This is a genomic window from Streptomyces sp. DS1-CR2 (assembly GCF_055760475.1).
Genome location: NZ_CM147085.1, coordinates 8,734,180 through 8,747,294, shown reverse-complemented (window position 1 = coordinate 8,747,294; position 13,115 = coordinate 8,734,180). Strand labels below are relative to the sequence as shown.

General features: G+C 69.3%; 14 protein-coding genes. 7 read left to right on the top strand and 7 right to left on the bottom strand.

The window, feature by feature from the left end; all coding sequences use genetic code 11:
• Nucleotides 1-201 precede the first annotated feature (201 nt).
• The 3 genes from ACY0PA_RS40985 (at nucleotide 202) to ACY0PA_RS40975 (ending at nucleotide 3,998) form a co-directional block, all read left to right on the top strand.
• On the top strand, nucleotides 202-1,173 hold the full coding sequence (locus tag ACY0PA_RS40985; protein ID WP_473086592.1) for an alpha/beta fold hydrolase: 972 nt from the start codon (nucleotides 202-204) through the stop codon (nucleotides 1,171-1,173).
• Nucleotides 1,174-1,287: 114 nt separating this feature from the next.
• Nucleotides 1,288-2,574 (top strand): glycosyltransferase, encoded by a 1,287-nt coding sequence (locus tag ACY0PA_RS40980; RefSeq protein ID WP_473082407.1) that lies wholly within the window; start codon nucleotides 1,288-1,290, stop codon nucleotides 2,572-2,574.
• A 170-nt stretch (nucleotides 2,575-2,744) separates the two neighbouring features.
• The gene (locus tag ACY0PA_RS40975) at nucleotides 2,745-3,998 is read left to right on the top strand and encodes a wax ester/triacylglycerol synthase domain-containing protein (protein WP_473086591.1); all 1,254 of its coding nucleotides are present in this window, start codon (nucleotides 2,745-2,747) and stop codon (nucleotides 3,996-3,998) included.
• Between the two features lie 319 nt (nucleotides 3,999-4,317).
• Here the strand turns inward: ACY0PA_RS40975 and ACY0PA_RS40970 are convergent, their stop codons facing one another.
• A complete protein-coding gene (locus ACY0PA_RS40970; protein ID WP_473086590.1) occupies nucleotides 4,318-5,241 on the bottom strand; it encodes an SDR family oxidoreductase in 924 nt (307 codons plus the stop codon).
• A 104-nt stretch (nucleotides 5,242-5,345) separates the two neighbouring features.
• Here ACY0PA_RS40970 and ACY0PA_RS40965 point away from each other — a divergent pair, with 104 nt between their 5' ends.
• A complete protein-coding gene (locus tag ACY0PA_RS40965; protein WP_473082406.1) occupies nucleotides 5,346-5,912 on the top strand; it encodes a TetR family transcriptional regulator in 567 nt (188 codons plus the stop codon).
• Between the two features lie 17 nt (nucleotides 5,913-5,929).
• On the opposite strand, the gene ACY0PA_RS40960 is transcribed toward ACY0PA_RS40965, so the two are convergent.
• Nucleotides 5,930-7,186 (bottom strand): FUSC family protein, encoded by a 1,257-nt coding sequence (locus ACY0PA_RS40960; protein ID WP_473082405.1) that lies wholly within the window; start codon nucleotides 7,184-7,186, stop codon nucleotides 5,930-5,932.
• Nucleotides 7,187-7,417: 231 nt separating this feature from the next.
• On the opposite strand from ACY0PA_RS40960, the gene ACY0PA_RS40955 reads away from it, so the two are divergent.
• Nucleotides 7,418-7,690, top strand: coding sequence for an HPr family phosphocarrier protein (locus ACY0PA_RS40955; RefSeq protein WP_473082404.1), 273 nt, complete (start codon nucleotides 7,418-7,420; stop codon nucleotides 7,688-7,690).
• Nucleotides 7,691-7,812: 122 nt separating this feature from the next.
• Here ACY0PA_RS40955 and ACY0PA_RS40950 read toward each other — a convergent pair whose 3' ends face one another.
• The gene (locus tag ACY0PA_RS40950) at nucleotides 7,813-8,484 is read right to left on the bottom strand and encodes a TetR/AcrR family transcriptional regulator (protein WP_473082403.1); all 672 of its coding nucleotides are present in this window, start codon (nucleotides 8,482-8,484) and stop codon (nucleotides 7,813-7,815) included.
• A gap of 145 nt (nucleotides 8,485-8,629) precedes the next feature.
• Between ACY0PA_RS40950 and ACY0PA_RS40945 the strand changes: the two genes are divergently transcribed.
• Entirely contained in the window at nucleotides 8,630-9,748 is a 1,119-nt protein-coding gene (locus ACY0PA_RS40945; RefSeq protein ID WP_473082402.1) for an FAD-dependent oxidoreductase, read from the top strand.
• A gap of 113 nt (nucleotides 9,749-9,861) precedes the next feature.
• Here the strand turns inward: ACY0PA_RS40945 and ACY0PA_RS40940 are convergent, their stop codons facing one another.
• The 4 genes from ACY0PA_RS40940 to ACY0PA_RS40925 all read right to left on the bottom strand — a co-directional run bounded on the left by ACY0PA_RS40940 (nucleotide 9,862) and on the right by ACY0PA_RS40925 (nucleotide 12,457).
• Nucleotides 9,862-10,602, bottom strand: a complete 741-nt coding sequence (locus ACY0PA_RS40940; RefSeq protein ID WP_473082401.1) for a carbonic anhydrase — start codon at nucleotides 10,600-10,602, stop codon at nucleotides 9,862-9,864.
• Nucleotides 10,603-10,807: 205 nt separating this feature from the next.
• Entirely contained in the window at nucleotides 10,808-11,308 is a 501-nt protein-coding gene (locus tag ACY0PA_RS40935) for a methyltransferase domain-containing protein (protein WP_473082400.1), read from the bottom strand.
• A 32-nt stretch (nucleotides 11,309-11,340) separates the two neighbouring features.
• Nucleotides 11,341-11,559 (bottom strand): hypothetical protein, encoded by a 219-nt coding sequence (locus tag ACY0PA_RS40930; protein ID WP_473082399.1) that lies wholly within the window; start codon nucleotides 11,557-11,559, stop codon nucleotides 11,341-11,343.
• 292 nt (nucleotides 11,560-11,851) lie between these two features.
• The gene (locus ACY0PA_RS40925) at nucleotides 11,852-12,457 is read right to left on the bottom strand and encodes a TetR/AcrR family transcriptional regulator (protein ID WP_473082398.1); all 606 of its coding nucleotides are present in this window, start codon (nucleotides 12,455-12,457) and stop codon (nucleotides 11,852-11,854) included.
• Between the two features lie 100 nt (nucleotides 12,458-12,557).
• On the opposite strand from ACY0PA_RS40925, the gene ACY0PA_RS40920 reads away from it, so the two are divergent.
• A complete protein-coding gene (locus ACY0PA_RS40920) occupies nucleotides 12,558-13,004 on the top strand; it encodes an HGxxPAAW family protein (RefSeq protein ID WP_473082397.1) in 447 nt (148 codons plus the stop codon).
• The last annotated feature ends 111 nt before the right edge of the window (nucleotides 13,005-13,115 follow it).

The window sequence follows — 13,115 nt, the reverse complement described above, 5'->3', positions numbered from 1 at the left end:
GAGCTTAGAGAGTTGGTATGCCACGACTCGACCACTATCCAGCGAATAGAACGGAATGTTCCGTTCGGAACGATATCTTGATGGCATGTCACTGCACGGTTTTGTCGGGACCTGGGCCGGATCCACCACGCGGCGAAGGTGCCGAGGCGGCCCGCCGCGGGACCTGGTGCACGGAACGGGGGTTGAGGCCCCGTGTCTCTGATGTCCCCGGCGCTCGCCCACCCGAACACCCGCACCCGATCCGCTCTCGTATCCCGCCACGAATGGGAGGGATTCCGCTGCGAGTCGCGGCTGGTCCGGGCGGCCGCGCCGCGTATCGCACCACTGGTGCTGGTCGGCGGAGCGTTCCAGACCAAGGAGAGTTGGGGCCGTCTGGAACGTGAACTGCTCGCGCACGTGGACGTGTTCACCGTCGACCTTCCGGGATGGGGTGCCGGGAACGTTTTGCCTGACCGCCATGGTGCGGACTTCCTCGCGGACGCCCTGGGTCACATGCTCGACGAGTCGGGGCTGACCTCCGTCAATCTCGTGGGCGGTTCCTACGGCACGGCGATTGTCTACCGCCTCGCGCAGCGGCGGCCCGAACTGGTCGAGAGAATGGTGCTGGTGGGCACCATGACGTCCATTCCCGGGCACGCCCAGGTAGCCATGCGCCGGACTCTGGACCTGCTCGTGGAGCGACGTATGGAGGAGTTCGCCGAGGAGACGGTCGCGTTCATGGTCAACGCCGACCGGATCGACTCCGTCACCGCAGGATCCCGGGTTCGCCGCTTCCTGATGCGCCGGATGCTCAACCTGAGCGAGGAGGACGTCGCGAAGCACCTCACCAACACGATGCGTCTGCTCAGGCACGAGATGCTCGACACGAGCCGGCCTCCGGCCATGCCGGTGCTGGTCGCCACCGGGGAGCACGACACGTTCACCACCCCGGACCTGTGCAGACACCTCGCCGCCACGTGCTCCGACAGCTGGTTCACGCAGGTCGCGGACGCCGACCACATGCTTCCGCTGGAGCGGCCGGTCGAACTCGCCGATCTGATCACACACTTCCTGGCGGGCGAGGCGTTGGAACAGCTCGCGTACTGCCGCGAAGTCGAGCGGACTTCCCTGCCCTGCCCTGCCCGGCACGGTGAGCACGCCCGGCGGCGTCCCGGGCAGTACTTGATCATGTGACTCCCGGTCCGCGTGCTCGTTGGTGGCGTATGGAAAAACGCGAGTCGCGGCAGCCCAACGAACTGGCAGGAATCCCGGGTTGCGCGACTCCGGTTGAAAGGGGACCCGCACTCGATGCGCATCCAAGTCATCACGGTGGGTTCGACCGGTTCGGTCGCCCCGTACACCGGCCTCGCACATCGGCTGCTGGCCGACGGGCACACCGTCGAGATCGTCACTCACGCCAAGTTCGCCCCGATGGTTACTTGTTGCGGACTTCGCATGGAGCCGCTCGAAGCCGACCCCTTTGAGGCGCTGATCGGCGCCCACGGGCGCGCCAACGGCGGCGCCCGAGGCGCAGCGCATCCGTCGAGCGCTCCCCGCTCGCTTCAGCTCCAGGCGCTCAAGTCGCTACGATCGCTCGTCCGGTCGACCGAACAGGCCATGCTCACGCTGGTGGACGCCATCCTCGCCGCAGTGGATCCGAAGGCCGATCTCATCCTGCTGTCGACCATCGCGGCCCCGATCGGCGCGGCCATCGCGCACTACCACGGCATTCCCACCATGGGTGTCTTCCTTCAACCCGACGTACCCACAACTGAGTTCGCCCCGTGCACGATGGCCTGGCACAGCCCGGGCCGCACCAACCGTCTGCGGGGCCACGCAGCGAACGCCCTCTTCGACACCCTGTACCGCACGGCCCATCGCGCCCTCCACGCCCGCCTGGGTGTCGACCACCGCAGCGCCCATCGCCTGCGCAGCGTCCGCGAGCGCGACCAGTGGCCGATCTGGCACGGCTACAGCCCTTGGGTCGTTCCACGCCCGGTGGACTGGCGGCAAGGGCTGCACGTGGCCGGCTACTGGTGGCCGCACGAGTGCCCGAACTGGCAACCACCCGCCCTGGTCAGGGAGTTCCTGGCCGCAGGACCACCCCCGGTACTCATCGGTTTCGGAAGCATGATGCCCGGTGACCCCGAGGAGCTCGGCCAGATCGCAGCGCAGGCTCTTCGGCGCGCGGGGCTGCGTGGGGTCGTCCAGTCGGGCTGGGCCGGTCTCTCTGTGGTCGACGACGACGTCATCACTGTCGGCGAGATCCCGCACAGCTGGCTGATGCCGCAGACGGCCGCGGTGGTCCACCACGCGGGCGCGGGCACCACCGCGGCCGGTCTTCGGGCGGGGGTTCCGGCGGTGCCTGTCCCGATCATGACCGACCAGCCCTGGTGGGCCGCCCGGCTCGTCCAGCTCGGGGTGAGTGCGGACGCAGTCCCCTGCACCGAACTGACCGCCGCGCGGCTGGCCGACGCGCTCACCCGCGCGACCCAGGACGGTGCGCTGTCGCGGAACGCCGCGGCAGCGGCCGTTCGACTGGCGGGGGAGGACGGAGCGGGGGCCGTCGCCCGCGCGGTCGCCGCGCTCGGCTGATCCGGGTCATCTGTGCGTGCGCCGGCCCGGCGCTCGCCGGACGCACCGAACGGAGCAGGCCACCGCCAACATCAGCGTGAGGATTCCCTGTGACGCAACAAGCCCCGCCACCACACCTCGCCACGCCCTTGGCATCACCCGAACACAACACCTCGCACGCCGGCACCCCAATGCCACCGCTGGACGCCTGGATGCACCGCCAGCAGAGCAGCGGCCGCTCCAACATGACGGCGGCGCTGCTCGCCTGGTTCGAGGGCCCTGTGCCCACACTGTCAGCCCTTCGCCGCCTGGCCGGTGACCGCCTTGCGCGCTACGAGCGGCTACGGCAGATGCCGAGCGCACCCGAGACCGGCCCCACCTGCGACATCTGGCCGCAGTGGTCGACCGGCGGGCCCTTCGAGGCCGATCACCACATCTCCGAGAGCCCCGACGTCACCACGACCGTGCTCGAAGCGCACATCGCAGCCCTGTTCACCACACCACTCGACCCACGCCGCCCGCCATGGCAGCTGCACCTCATCCCCACCACGGGCGGCTTCGTCCTCCTGTTCCGCGCCCACCACGCACTGCTCGACGGCAGATCGATCGCCACGTTGCTCCGCGCCCTGTTCGACGAAACCGGCGCCCTGCGCCCTCCGCGAGTCGGCGGCCCGGCGACAGCGGACGCACCCTCCCGAGCCCGTCAACTCGCCTGGAGTTTCGGCGACTTGCTCCCCAAGGCATGCCCACTGCCCTTTCACGGTCCGGTGGACCCTCACCGCGTCCTGTCCTTCCGCCAGGTGCCGCGCAAGGAACTCGACGCCGCCCGCGACTCATTGGGCTCCGCCGGGTCGGCCGAACGCGCCTCCACCAACGCGGTCTTCCTCTCCGCCACGGCGGGAGCGCTGCGAACGATGGGCCTCACCGGCCGGCCACTGCCGACGTTGCCCGGCATCTGCGCCCTGGTCCCCGTCGACGTACGCACCAATGAGGAATCACAACTCCTCGGCAACCATTACGCCACCGTCCGGGTGCCGCTCCCCCGGCAACGGGACGCGCGGCTGAGACTCGCCGCCGTCGACTCCTTCATCCGGCGAAGTGCCATCGGCGCCAGGGCACGCGCCCAGGCCGCCGTGGTCTCATCACGACCACGCAAGATCACCCCTCTGAGCAACGCAGCCGGCCGTTACGTCGACTCACCCTGCTACTTCTCCCTCCTCTGCAGCAGCGTGTCCACACACGCCGGAGAACTCACCCTCGGACCGGCGCGACTCACCGCGATGGCAGGCATCCCACCGCTTGGCCCGGGCCACCCCCTCGCAGTCACCGCCATCCATCACGGCAGCACGTCGGTCGTCACCGCCATCACCGACCACAACCACCGCCACCTGGCCGAAGCACTCGCTCAACGAATCCACGACGAAATCCGCGCCCTGGCCAACTGAACGACTCCAAGAAGAGGCGTCTGCCCGCGTCGGTGGAGTCGAGGTGACGGATGTCGGCGGAAACCAGCGGCCGTGAGGAGTGGGACGTGGCGATACCTGAGGTCGGGGGACTTGCGGCGGTGCGCCCAATGCAGTGGATACGAGTACGGCGGTGCGCCGCCTGTGCCTCCTGCCGCGAATTGGTGGACCGCGGTGGCGGCTGAACCCGACCGTCATGACTGGCGGGTGGTGGACACCACGCTCGACAGACTGGTGTGCTCCGAATGCGGTGAGCGGCTGAGTCGCGGCCCCCTCGTCGGCGCCGTCCCCGCGGCTCGCGTCAGGAAGTGGCCGCCGGCGCCTGGAAGTAGTGCCCCTTGTCGAGGTCTTCGAGGAGGCCGGGCCGAGTCGGCTCCCAGGCCAGCAGTTCGCAGGTCAGCGCGTTCGACGCCGGAGCGTCGATCCCGACGAAGGCGCTGAGCCAGGTGAAGTGCTCGGCGGCGCTCTCGGGAGCCACGGAGGTCACCGCCACGTCGAGGTGACGGCCGATCACTTCGGCGACGTCGCGGATTGCGACGCCCTCCTCCGCGACGCCGTGCAGCACCGATCCGGCGGGGGCCTTTTCGACCGCGAGGCGGAACAGGTGGGCGGCGTCGAGCCGGTGGACGGCCGGCCAGCGGTTGGCGCCGTCGCCGAGGTAGCCGGAGACCCCCTTGGCGCGGGCAGTGGCGACCAGCGCCGCCATGAACCCGTTGTCCCCGTCGCCGTGGCAGGTGGGAGAGAGGCGCACCACGGACGAGTGCACGTCCTGCGAGGCGAGTGCCAGCACCGCATCCGCGGTGGCCACGCGGAGGGAGATCGGCGAGCCGTCGTTCGTGGCCTTGTCGTGCTCGGTCGACACCCGCCCGGGCGCGAGGCCGGCCACGCCGGAGGCGATGACGAAGGGCCGGTCGGTGCCCACGAGCGCCGCGCCGATGGTGTCTACGGCGCGGCGATCCGCTTCCGCGGCCCCCCGGAAGTCGCCGGTGAAGGCGATGTCGTGCTTGAAGGCCAGGTGGATCACCCCGTCCGACGCGGCGGCCGCGTCACGCAGTACGTCGAGGTCGTCGACGGTGCCGCGCACGACCTCCGCCCTGGCGGCGGTGAGCGCGGCCGCGGAGGCGTCGGAGCGGGCCAGCCCGACGACCTCGTGCCCCGCGTCGATGAGCTCGGGAACGACGGCGGAGCCGATCCAGCCGGACGCGCCGGTCATGAAGATGCGCATGAGAAACCCCAAGGAGTCGATGGCAGGTGGCACCACACTGATGTCAGTGCCTGTCATCAACGCTACACCTGATGTCATTCACTGTCATCACGTAAGATCTGCCCATGGGTAGATGGGAGCCGAACGCGCGTGGGCGTCTGGCGAACGCGGCGTTGGAGCTCTACAGCGAGCGCGGGTTCGAGCAGACGACCGTGGCGGAGATCGCCAAACGGGCCGGACTCACGGAGCGCACGTTCTTTCGGCACTACGCGGACAAGCGCGAGGTCCTCTTCGCCGGCTCCAGCCAGCTGGAGGAGGCGCTCGTGAACGCGGTCGCCGACGTTCCGAAGTCTGCGGCGCCGATCGACGCGGTGGCCGTGGGCCTCGACACGGTCGCCGAGTTCTTCGCCGACCGCCGCGACTTCGCGCGGCAGCGTCAGGCCGTGATCATGGCGACCGCGGAACTCCAGGAGCGCGAGCTCATCAAGCTCGCCTCGATGTCGGCCGCGCTCGCCGACACCCTGCGCCGACGCGGCGTGGCGGAACCGGCCGCAAGTCTGACCGCCGAGGCGGGCGTCGCCGTCTTCAAGGTGGGTTTCGAGCGGTGGATCGGCGCGGCCGAGGAACGTGAGATGTCGCAGTTCATGCGGGAATCACTGCACGAGCTCAGGACGGCGCTGACGGGCAACTAGCCCGCCTCTTCTCTCTGTCACGCGCCTTTCCGGCGTACACGCAGATTGTGCTTGCGTGCCCATCTCAGTACGTCGGCGAGTACTGGGAAGCGTTCATGCAGTTGCTGGGCGTTGCGGTCGAGTTCCTCCATGAGGCGCTGTGAGCGGTGCTCCGTGTCGAGTTCGGCGAGGATGCGGTCGATCTCGGTGAGCAGGGCCCCCTGCAGTTGCCACTGGCGCGGGTCCTCCTGGACGGTGTCCAGAAGCAGTCGTGCGACGTGTTCGCGCTGGGCATTGGCGGCGCCGAGATGGCTGACCAGGCGGTCCTCGGCCGTTTCCGATTCCGAACTGGTTCCGGTGGAGACGAGTACGGCGAAGCTGACCAGGGCGTCCGCGACGTGCCCGAGCAGATCGCGCATCGCCATCGACACCTCGGGTTCGAGCAGCCACTCCTCTTCACGCTGTTTGGCCAGGTCCGTCAGGGTCCGGGCGATGACGCGCAGCACGACGGTGCAGATTTCGAGTGTGTCGAGGCCGGTCCGCAGGACCACGCGATGCAGTCGCCCCTCCCGTACGCGCGGATTGAGCCGGAGGCTGTCCTCGGCCTGCCGCAGGGAGGCGTCCACGTCGGCGATGTCCTGATCAAGACGTCGCGCCTCGTGGAGTCGTTCCGCAGCGAGTGGCCAGGGGGTCTCGGCGTCGAGCTGGTCGCTGAGTTCGAGGAGCAGGCGGCGCATGCGGCGGGCGAGGTCCTCCAGGGCGTCGCCCGCCGTGTCCACCCAGAGGGGCGGGGCGAAGAACAGGTTGAAGGCGAGCCCGGTCAGGGCTCCGATCAGGGTTTCCAGTACGCGGTCCCATGCGCTCGATGCCACTTGAGTGACGCCGAGTACGAGCATGGCGCTGATCGCCACCTCGGGCACGAACTCGTCCGCGCGGACGAAGGGCCCGATGGTGAGGGATGCGAGGATGATCAGCCCCAGGCTCCACCAGCTCAGCCCCACCAAGGCGCTGAACCCGATGGCGATGAACACTCCGACGACCACGGCGTTGATGCGGCGGAGGCTCATCTTCACGGTCGCGTAAAGGGTCACTTGCACGACGAGGAGAGCGGTCAGGGGCGCGGTCAGCGGGACCGGTTCGCGGCTGAGGCGCAGGGCGATGACGTAGGCGATCGTCGCGGCGACGGTGGCCCGTAGCGTCTGCACGGCGACCGGATGCCTCAGCCGTTTCACGAGCCGCCTGCCACTGGGGACACGGCTCAGCAGCTTCTCCGGCCGCTCGGGTACCAGACGCATCTTCAGTCCCTTCCCCGATCCATGCGGCACCTCCCGGCCGCGTAGACCGCCCGGGTCATGCCGGACGAGATCGAGAGCGCTCAGCGCCAGCACTTCATGCCCATATCTGTTTACTTCGCCGCGCCATCCCCGTAACATCCTCGAAAACGCAGAGTCTCGGACATCAAACGGACGTGAATCCACATCCGTGGAGAGCCTCTCACCCTTTGCCTCCAGAAAGAGGGTCAACTCATGCCGCAGCGCACTGTCATCATCGGATCACGCACAGGGCTGCACGCCCGCCCGGCTTCCGTCTTCGTCCAGGCCGCCTCGAAGCAGCCGGTCAAGGTGACGGTGGCCCGTGAGGGGCAGAGCCCGGTCGACGCACGGAGCCTGCTGTCCGTGCTCGCGCTCGCGGTGAAGCACGGTGATTCCGTGGTGCTCGCAGCCGAGGGCGACGGTGCGGACGCCGCCATAGACGAACTGGCCGCGCTCGTGGCGACCGACCTCGACGCCAGGGAGTAACAGTCAGGCCGTCGCCATCTCCGTGCGGGACGGACGCATCGACGGCATCCGCGCGATCCTCAACCCCGGCAAGCTCGGGCACGTCGGGTAGGGGCTGTCAATGGCCGGCGCCGGTCGGTCGACTATTGACCGGCGGTGATTCCGGTGAGGATGAGGTCGATGCCGGAGAGGAACTCCGCCCGGTCGTCGTGGTCGCGCAGCAGGCCCGCGACGCTGCGGATGAACCCGTACTCGTCGGGATCGAGGCTTGCCCATGTGTCCGCGACGGCGGTCAGGAACTCGGTCCGGTCCGTGTCCGGCTGGACCGAGCGGGCGTTGGCCGCGTTCTGTTCGGCCACTCCGAGGATGTAGCTCCACAGCGCGGACGCGACGGTGAACTGGGCGGTGGGGGGCACTCCGAGCGCTTGCACCTGGCGCCCGATGTGTTCGAAGACCCGCAGCATCGGCGACCGGCCCGGGGCCCGGACGAGTTGGGCGCCGATCCACGGGTGGTCGTCGACGGCGTCGAACACGCCGAGCGCGAGGGCGCGGATCGCGTCCTGCGGGGTGGAATCGGCGGTGTCGGCTGTCATGGCGCCGACGACGACGGCATCGGTGGCTGCGCTGAGGAGCTCGCCCTTGCCCGCGACATGCCAGTAGATCGCGCCGGGCCCGGTGGCGAGGCGCTCGGCCAGCGCGCGGAACGTGAGCCCGCCCTCGCCCGCCGTGTCGAGAAGAACGATCGCGGCCTCGACGATGCGCTCGCGGGAGAGCGGCTTCTCTCGTCGCTCTGGACGACGCGTCCTGGTTGCCATACTCACATCCTGACACACGCCTGGAACCCCGTTCCAGCTTGACATCTCTGGAACAAGGTTCCAGGCTCGTGCTGGAACAACATTCCAGAGATGGGATGACCGCCGAGCACCCGCCCGGCAGGCGTGCGACAGGCAAGGAACCACCATGACCACACCCGTCACGATCATCGGCGCCGGCCTCGGAGGGCTGACCCTCGCCCGCGTCCTCCACGTCCACGGCATCCCCGCGACGGTCTACGAGGCGGAGCCCTCGGCCGAAGCCCGCACACAGGGCGGCCGGCTCGACATCCACGACTACAACGGGCAGCTGGCGCTGGAGGCGGCCGGCCTCACCGACGAATTCCGGGCGATCATCCACGAGGGCGGCGAGGCCACGCGCGTGCTCGACCAGCACGGCAAGGTGCTCCTCGACGAACCCGACGACGGCAACGGCGGGCGGCCCGAGGTGCTCCGCGGGGACCTGCGGCGCATCCTCATCGACTCCCTGCCCGCGGGGACGGTCCAGTGGGGGAAGAAGCTCACCGGCGTCTCGTCTCTCGGTGACGGCCGGCACATATTGAATTTCACGGACGGCTCCAGCGTGAGCAGCGAACTCCTCGTCGGCGCGGACGGCGCCTGGTCAAGGGTCAGGCCGCTGCTCTCCGACGCCAAGCCCGAGTACGTAGGAACGACGTTCATCGAGACCTACCTGTACGACGCCGACGAGCGGCACTCCGCGGCGGCCGAGGCGGTCGGCGACGGCGGGATGTTCGCGCCCGCCCCGGGCAAGGGGATCTCCGCGCACCGCGAGGCGGGGAACATCCTTCACACGTACGTCCAGCTGAACTGCCCCGCCGAGTGGATCTCGGGCATCGACTTCACCGACGCCACCGCCGCGACCGCTCGCGTCGCGGCCGAGTTCGACGGGTGGGCACCGGAGCTCACCGCGCTGATCACCGACGGCGAGACGGCACCGGTCCCGCGCGCCATCCACACGCTCCCGACCCGGCACCGGTGGGACCGCGTGCCCGGGGTGACGCTCCTCGGTGACGCCGCGCACCTCATGCCGCCGTCCGGCGAGGGCGGGAACCTGGCGATGTTCGACGGCGCCGAGCTCGGGAAGTCGATCGCCGCGCACTCCGACGACATCGAAGGGGCACTCGCCACCTACGAAGAGGCGATGTTCCCGCGCAGCGAGTCGGAGGCCGTGGATGCGCAGTTGCTCATAGCGCTCTGCCTCGACGACCGGGCACCGCACAGCCTCATCGACTTCCTCACCGGCTGAAGTGGTCTGCGGCGCAGGCCTGTTCAGAGCAGGTCTGTTCAGAGCAGGTCTGTTCAGAGCAGGTCTGTTCAGAGCAGGTCTGTTCAGAGCAGGTCTGTTCAGGGCGGATCTGTTCAGGAGGGGGAGCCGGCCAGGACTTCCACCTTGCCGGTGTCGAGTGAGTAGTAGGCGCCCACAACGGCGAGGTCCCCCTTCTTCACGAGAGGGGCGAGGTCGTTGTTGGTGCGCAGATCGGCCGCGGTCAAGGTGACCTGCGCGCGGGCCATGGTCTCGACCGGGTCGCCGCCGCCCGTGCGGACTGCCTGCTTGTATGCCGGTTGCAGAGCCTTGACGATCGCCTGCAGGTTGCCCGGCAGCGGCTTGCCGTCGCGCAGGGACTCGTACGCCGCCTTGACGGCTCCGCAGCGCTGATGGCCGAGGACCACGATGAGCGGGGTGCCGCTCGTCAGGGGCCCGTACTCGACGGACCCGGTGACGACGGGCCCGACCGCCTCGGCGCCCGTGCGCATGACGTAGAGGTCGCCGAGCCCGGTGTCGAAGAGGAGCTCGGGCGGTACGCGGGAGTCGATGCACGCGAGGACCGATCCGTACGGCTCCTGCTGCTGAGCCACGAGCTCGCGCCGGTCCGGATCCCGGTCGGGGTGCTGGAGGTCTCCGCTCACCCAGCGCAGGTTGCCCTCCATCAGTCTCGTGAATGCCGCCGCGGGCGTGGAGGGCCTCGGCATCGACGTGGTACTGCTGTTGGCCGGTGCTGTGACGGCTTTGGTCGGTGCGCAGCCCGCGAGCGCGACCGTGGCGCTCGCGAGTGCGCCGGCGAGCAGAAGTCTGCGGTCCGGAGATGCTGCTGTGTCCATCGGTCGTTCCCCTCGGTGCCGCGTGCCGCTCACACACGCGCATGCGTTCTGACAGGGGCGATTGTGCTGCCAGGTGTGGGTGACCTGACGACAGGCACGAGCGGGCGCGCGGCACTTTGCCACCGAGCGGGCTACAGGGCGGGCCATGCGAGATGTGCTGGCTGCAGAGGGGCTCAGGCGGCTGCCTCGGGGATCCGGTCGGTCGTCAGGCGCGGCAGCGCAGCATCTCCAGCGGGGGGTTGGCGAGGAAGTCCGCCCAGAAGTCCGCGCCGAACTCGCGCACGCCGGCGTCGGACACCTTCAGCGGGACCCAGGTCACCTCGCCGAATCCGGCCGCCCCCAGGCACTCTTCGTAGACCTCGCGGCGCGGGCACGTGGTGACGAACAAGATCGGCCCGACCGGCGGGTCGAGCAGCGCCGAAATCTGCCCGCGCGGGCCGGTCTCGGCCTCCTCGCCGGTCAGCTCGGAGCGGAAGCCGTACTTGTCGAGTGACGTCCCGTCGAAGCGGTAGTCGGGTGTCTGGTCGAGCAGGAAGAACTCGGCGCCGGGCGCCAGGTTGCGGTGCACGTTGCGGCACATCTGCCCGAAGGCGGCGATGTCCTCAGCGTAGTTGAGCAGCTGGACGGCCGTGGCGATGTCGAAGCGCCGCCCGAGGGGCCGCAGTTGGGACACATCGCCCACCTCGTAGCGCGCCCAGCGGATCACGCTGCTCCAACCTCGCGGCCACGGCGACCATTTCACCGGAGATGTCGATTCCGAGCACCTCCGTGGCGCCCGCGCCACTTGAACTCCCTGCTGTAGAAGCCGGTACCGGAGGCCAGGTCGAGGACCGACTTGCCGCGCACATCCCCGACCATGCTCAGGAAGCTGGGCACCTCCCCGTACTGCGCCAGCGGCAGGGCCTTGAACCCCTCGAACGCCTCACCGATCTCGTCGTACTGCTGCTGCACGCTCACCGTGATGTCCTCCCCTGCGCTTGGTCATCCCCTTGGCCCGGCCCCCGTTCCCCGGAAACGCCGCGGCCACTGGCGGGAAGTCTTCCCGCACCTCGGCAGACGGTCGTACTGGCAGAAACCACAAGATCCGAGCATCGACGCGGTGTCCGGATACAACCGGGCGCAGGACACGGCGAGGTGCTTGGCGCAAGCAGGCGCAGGACAAGGCGATGCGCTGGGCACAAGCGGGCTTCGGCTGCGTGAGGGCATACGGGCTCGAATGGCCCGGCGGCTCAGCGGCGGCGAGAGACCGTCAATCGACGCTCGGCCATGCGGCCAGCGCCAGCTCGGCCACCTGGGACAGCTCGTCCACATCGGCTCCGTCCCGTGCGCGCTGCGAAAGCCCCTGCACGATCGTGGCGAAGTAGGACGCCAGGGCCGGCGCATCGGTCCCAGCCTGCAGCTCCCCTTCTCCCTCAGCCCGGCGCAGCCGCTCCTCGATGGCAGCGACGCCCGCGTTGCGCACGTCGCGCAGGAACTTCGCGATCTCCTCGTCATGCACGGTGACGTTGGTGGCCGCGCTGATGGCCAGGCAGCCCGGCGGGTGCGACGGATCCGCATAGATCGCCGCCGCCTCACGCAGGATCCGGGACACGGCCCCGCGGGCCGTCGGCTCCTCGGCCAGCGCACGCGCCGGGAAGGACCCCACCGGCGACCGCCCGTACACCTCGACGGCCTCCCTGAAGAGCGCCTTCTTGTCGCCGAACGCCGCGTAGAGGCTGCCCGGGCGGATGTCCATCGCCACCGTCAGCTCACCCAGAGACGTCGCCTCGAAGCCGCGTTCCCAGAACAGCCGGATGGCCGCCCACAGCGCCGCGTCCCGGTCGAACGTGCGCGGACGCCCTCGTGCCTTGCTCATGCTCACCATTCTAGAGCGTTCACTCAAAAACTCATGCTACGGTCCTTTCTTGATCGCTCACTCAACAAATAGCGGACTCAATCAGGGAGGCCCTCAGCCCATGAACCGGCATCTCGACGGGCAGCTGGACGGACACCTGAACGGGAAACTGAACGGGCAGCCGAAGAGGCATCCCAGCGGGCAGCTCACCGCGCACCGCCACGACGAGGGGCACACCGTCGCCGGATGGGCCGGCTTCGCGGTTGCCACGGCCGGGGCGATCGTCACCGGGCTCGGCATCTGCGGCTGGCGCCCGGGGATCTGGCTGGGGATCTGCGTCCTGGCCACGGCGGCGCCGGTCACATGGGGTCTGCACATCGCGGGCTGGGGCAAGCCGCCGGGCCCTCGGCCTTCGGACCTCAGAGGCCGGGACCGCGCCGCGCGCGACGGGCACGCGGACTGCCTCGGGTGCCGACTGGCGGGACGACGCGGCGTTCCGATACGCCCGGAATCCACCCCCGATCCCACCACCACACCCGCACAAGCACCGTCCCCCGCCGACCTCTGACACGGGAGACGACCAGGACACACCGGGCGTACATGAACCCGCTCCTCACCACCGCTGGCATTATGCAGGTGAATGCCTGCATAATGCCAGTGTGAGTTTCGAGGCGACTGC

Bases quoted from the DNA above. Each gene is read 5' to 3' on its own strand.
- ACY0PA_RS40985 (WP_473086592.1), top strand. From the start codon at position 202: ATGTCCCCGGCGCTCGCCCACCCGAACACCCGCACCCGATCCGCTCTC.
- ACY0PA_RS40965 (WP_473082406.1), top strand. From the start codon at position 5,346: ATGGGTAGATGGGAGCCGAACGCGCGTGGGCGTCTGGCGAACGCGGCG.
- ACY0PA_RS40920 (WP_473082397.1), top strand. From the start codon at position 12,558: ATGAACCGGCATCTCGACGGGCAGCTGGACGGACACCTGAACGGGAAA.
- ACY0PA_RS40975 (WP_473086591.1), top strand. From the start codon at position 2,745: ATGCCACCGCTGGACGCCTGGATGCACCGCCAGCAGAGCAGCGGCCGC.
- ACY0PA_RS40970 (WP_473086590.1), bottom strand. From the start codon at position 5,241: ATGCGCATCTTCATGACCGGCGCGTCCGGCTGGATCGGCTCCGCCGTC.
- ACY0PA_RS40950 (WP_473082403.1), bottom strand. From the start codon at position 8,484: ATGGCAACCAGGACGCGTCGTCCAGAGCGACGAGAGAAGCCGCTCTCC.
- ACY0PA_RS40955 (WP_473082404.1), top strand. From the start codon at position 7,418: ATGCCGCAGCGCACTGTCATCATCGGATCACGCACAGGGCTGCACGCC.
- ACY0PA_RS40960 (WP_473082405.1), bottom strand. From the start codon at position 7,186: ATGCGTCTGGTACCCGAGCGGCCGGAGAAGCTGCTGAGCCGTGTCCCC.
- ACY0PA_RS40940 (WP_473082401.1), bottom strand. From the start codon at position 10,602: ATGGACACAGCAGCATCTCCGGACCGCAGACTTCTGCTCGCCGGCGCA.
- ACY0PA_RS40980 (WP_473082407.1), top strand. From the start codon at position 1,288: ATGCGCATCCAAGTCATCACGGTGGGTTCGACCGGTTCGGTCGCCCCG.
- ACY0PA_RS40925 (WP_473082398.1), bottom strand. From the start codon at position 12,457: ATGAGCAAGGCACGAGGGCGTCCGCGCACGTTCGACCGGGACGCGGCG.
- ACY0PA_RS40945 (WP_473082402.1), top strand. From the start codon at position 8,630: ATGACCACACCCGTCACGATCATCGGCGCCGGCCTCGGAGGGCTGACC.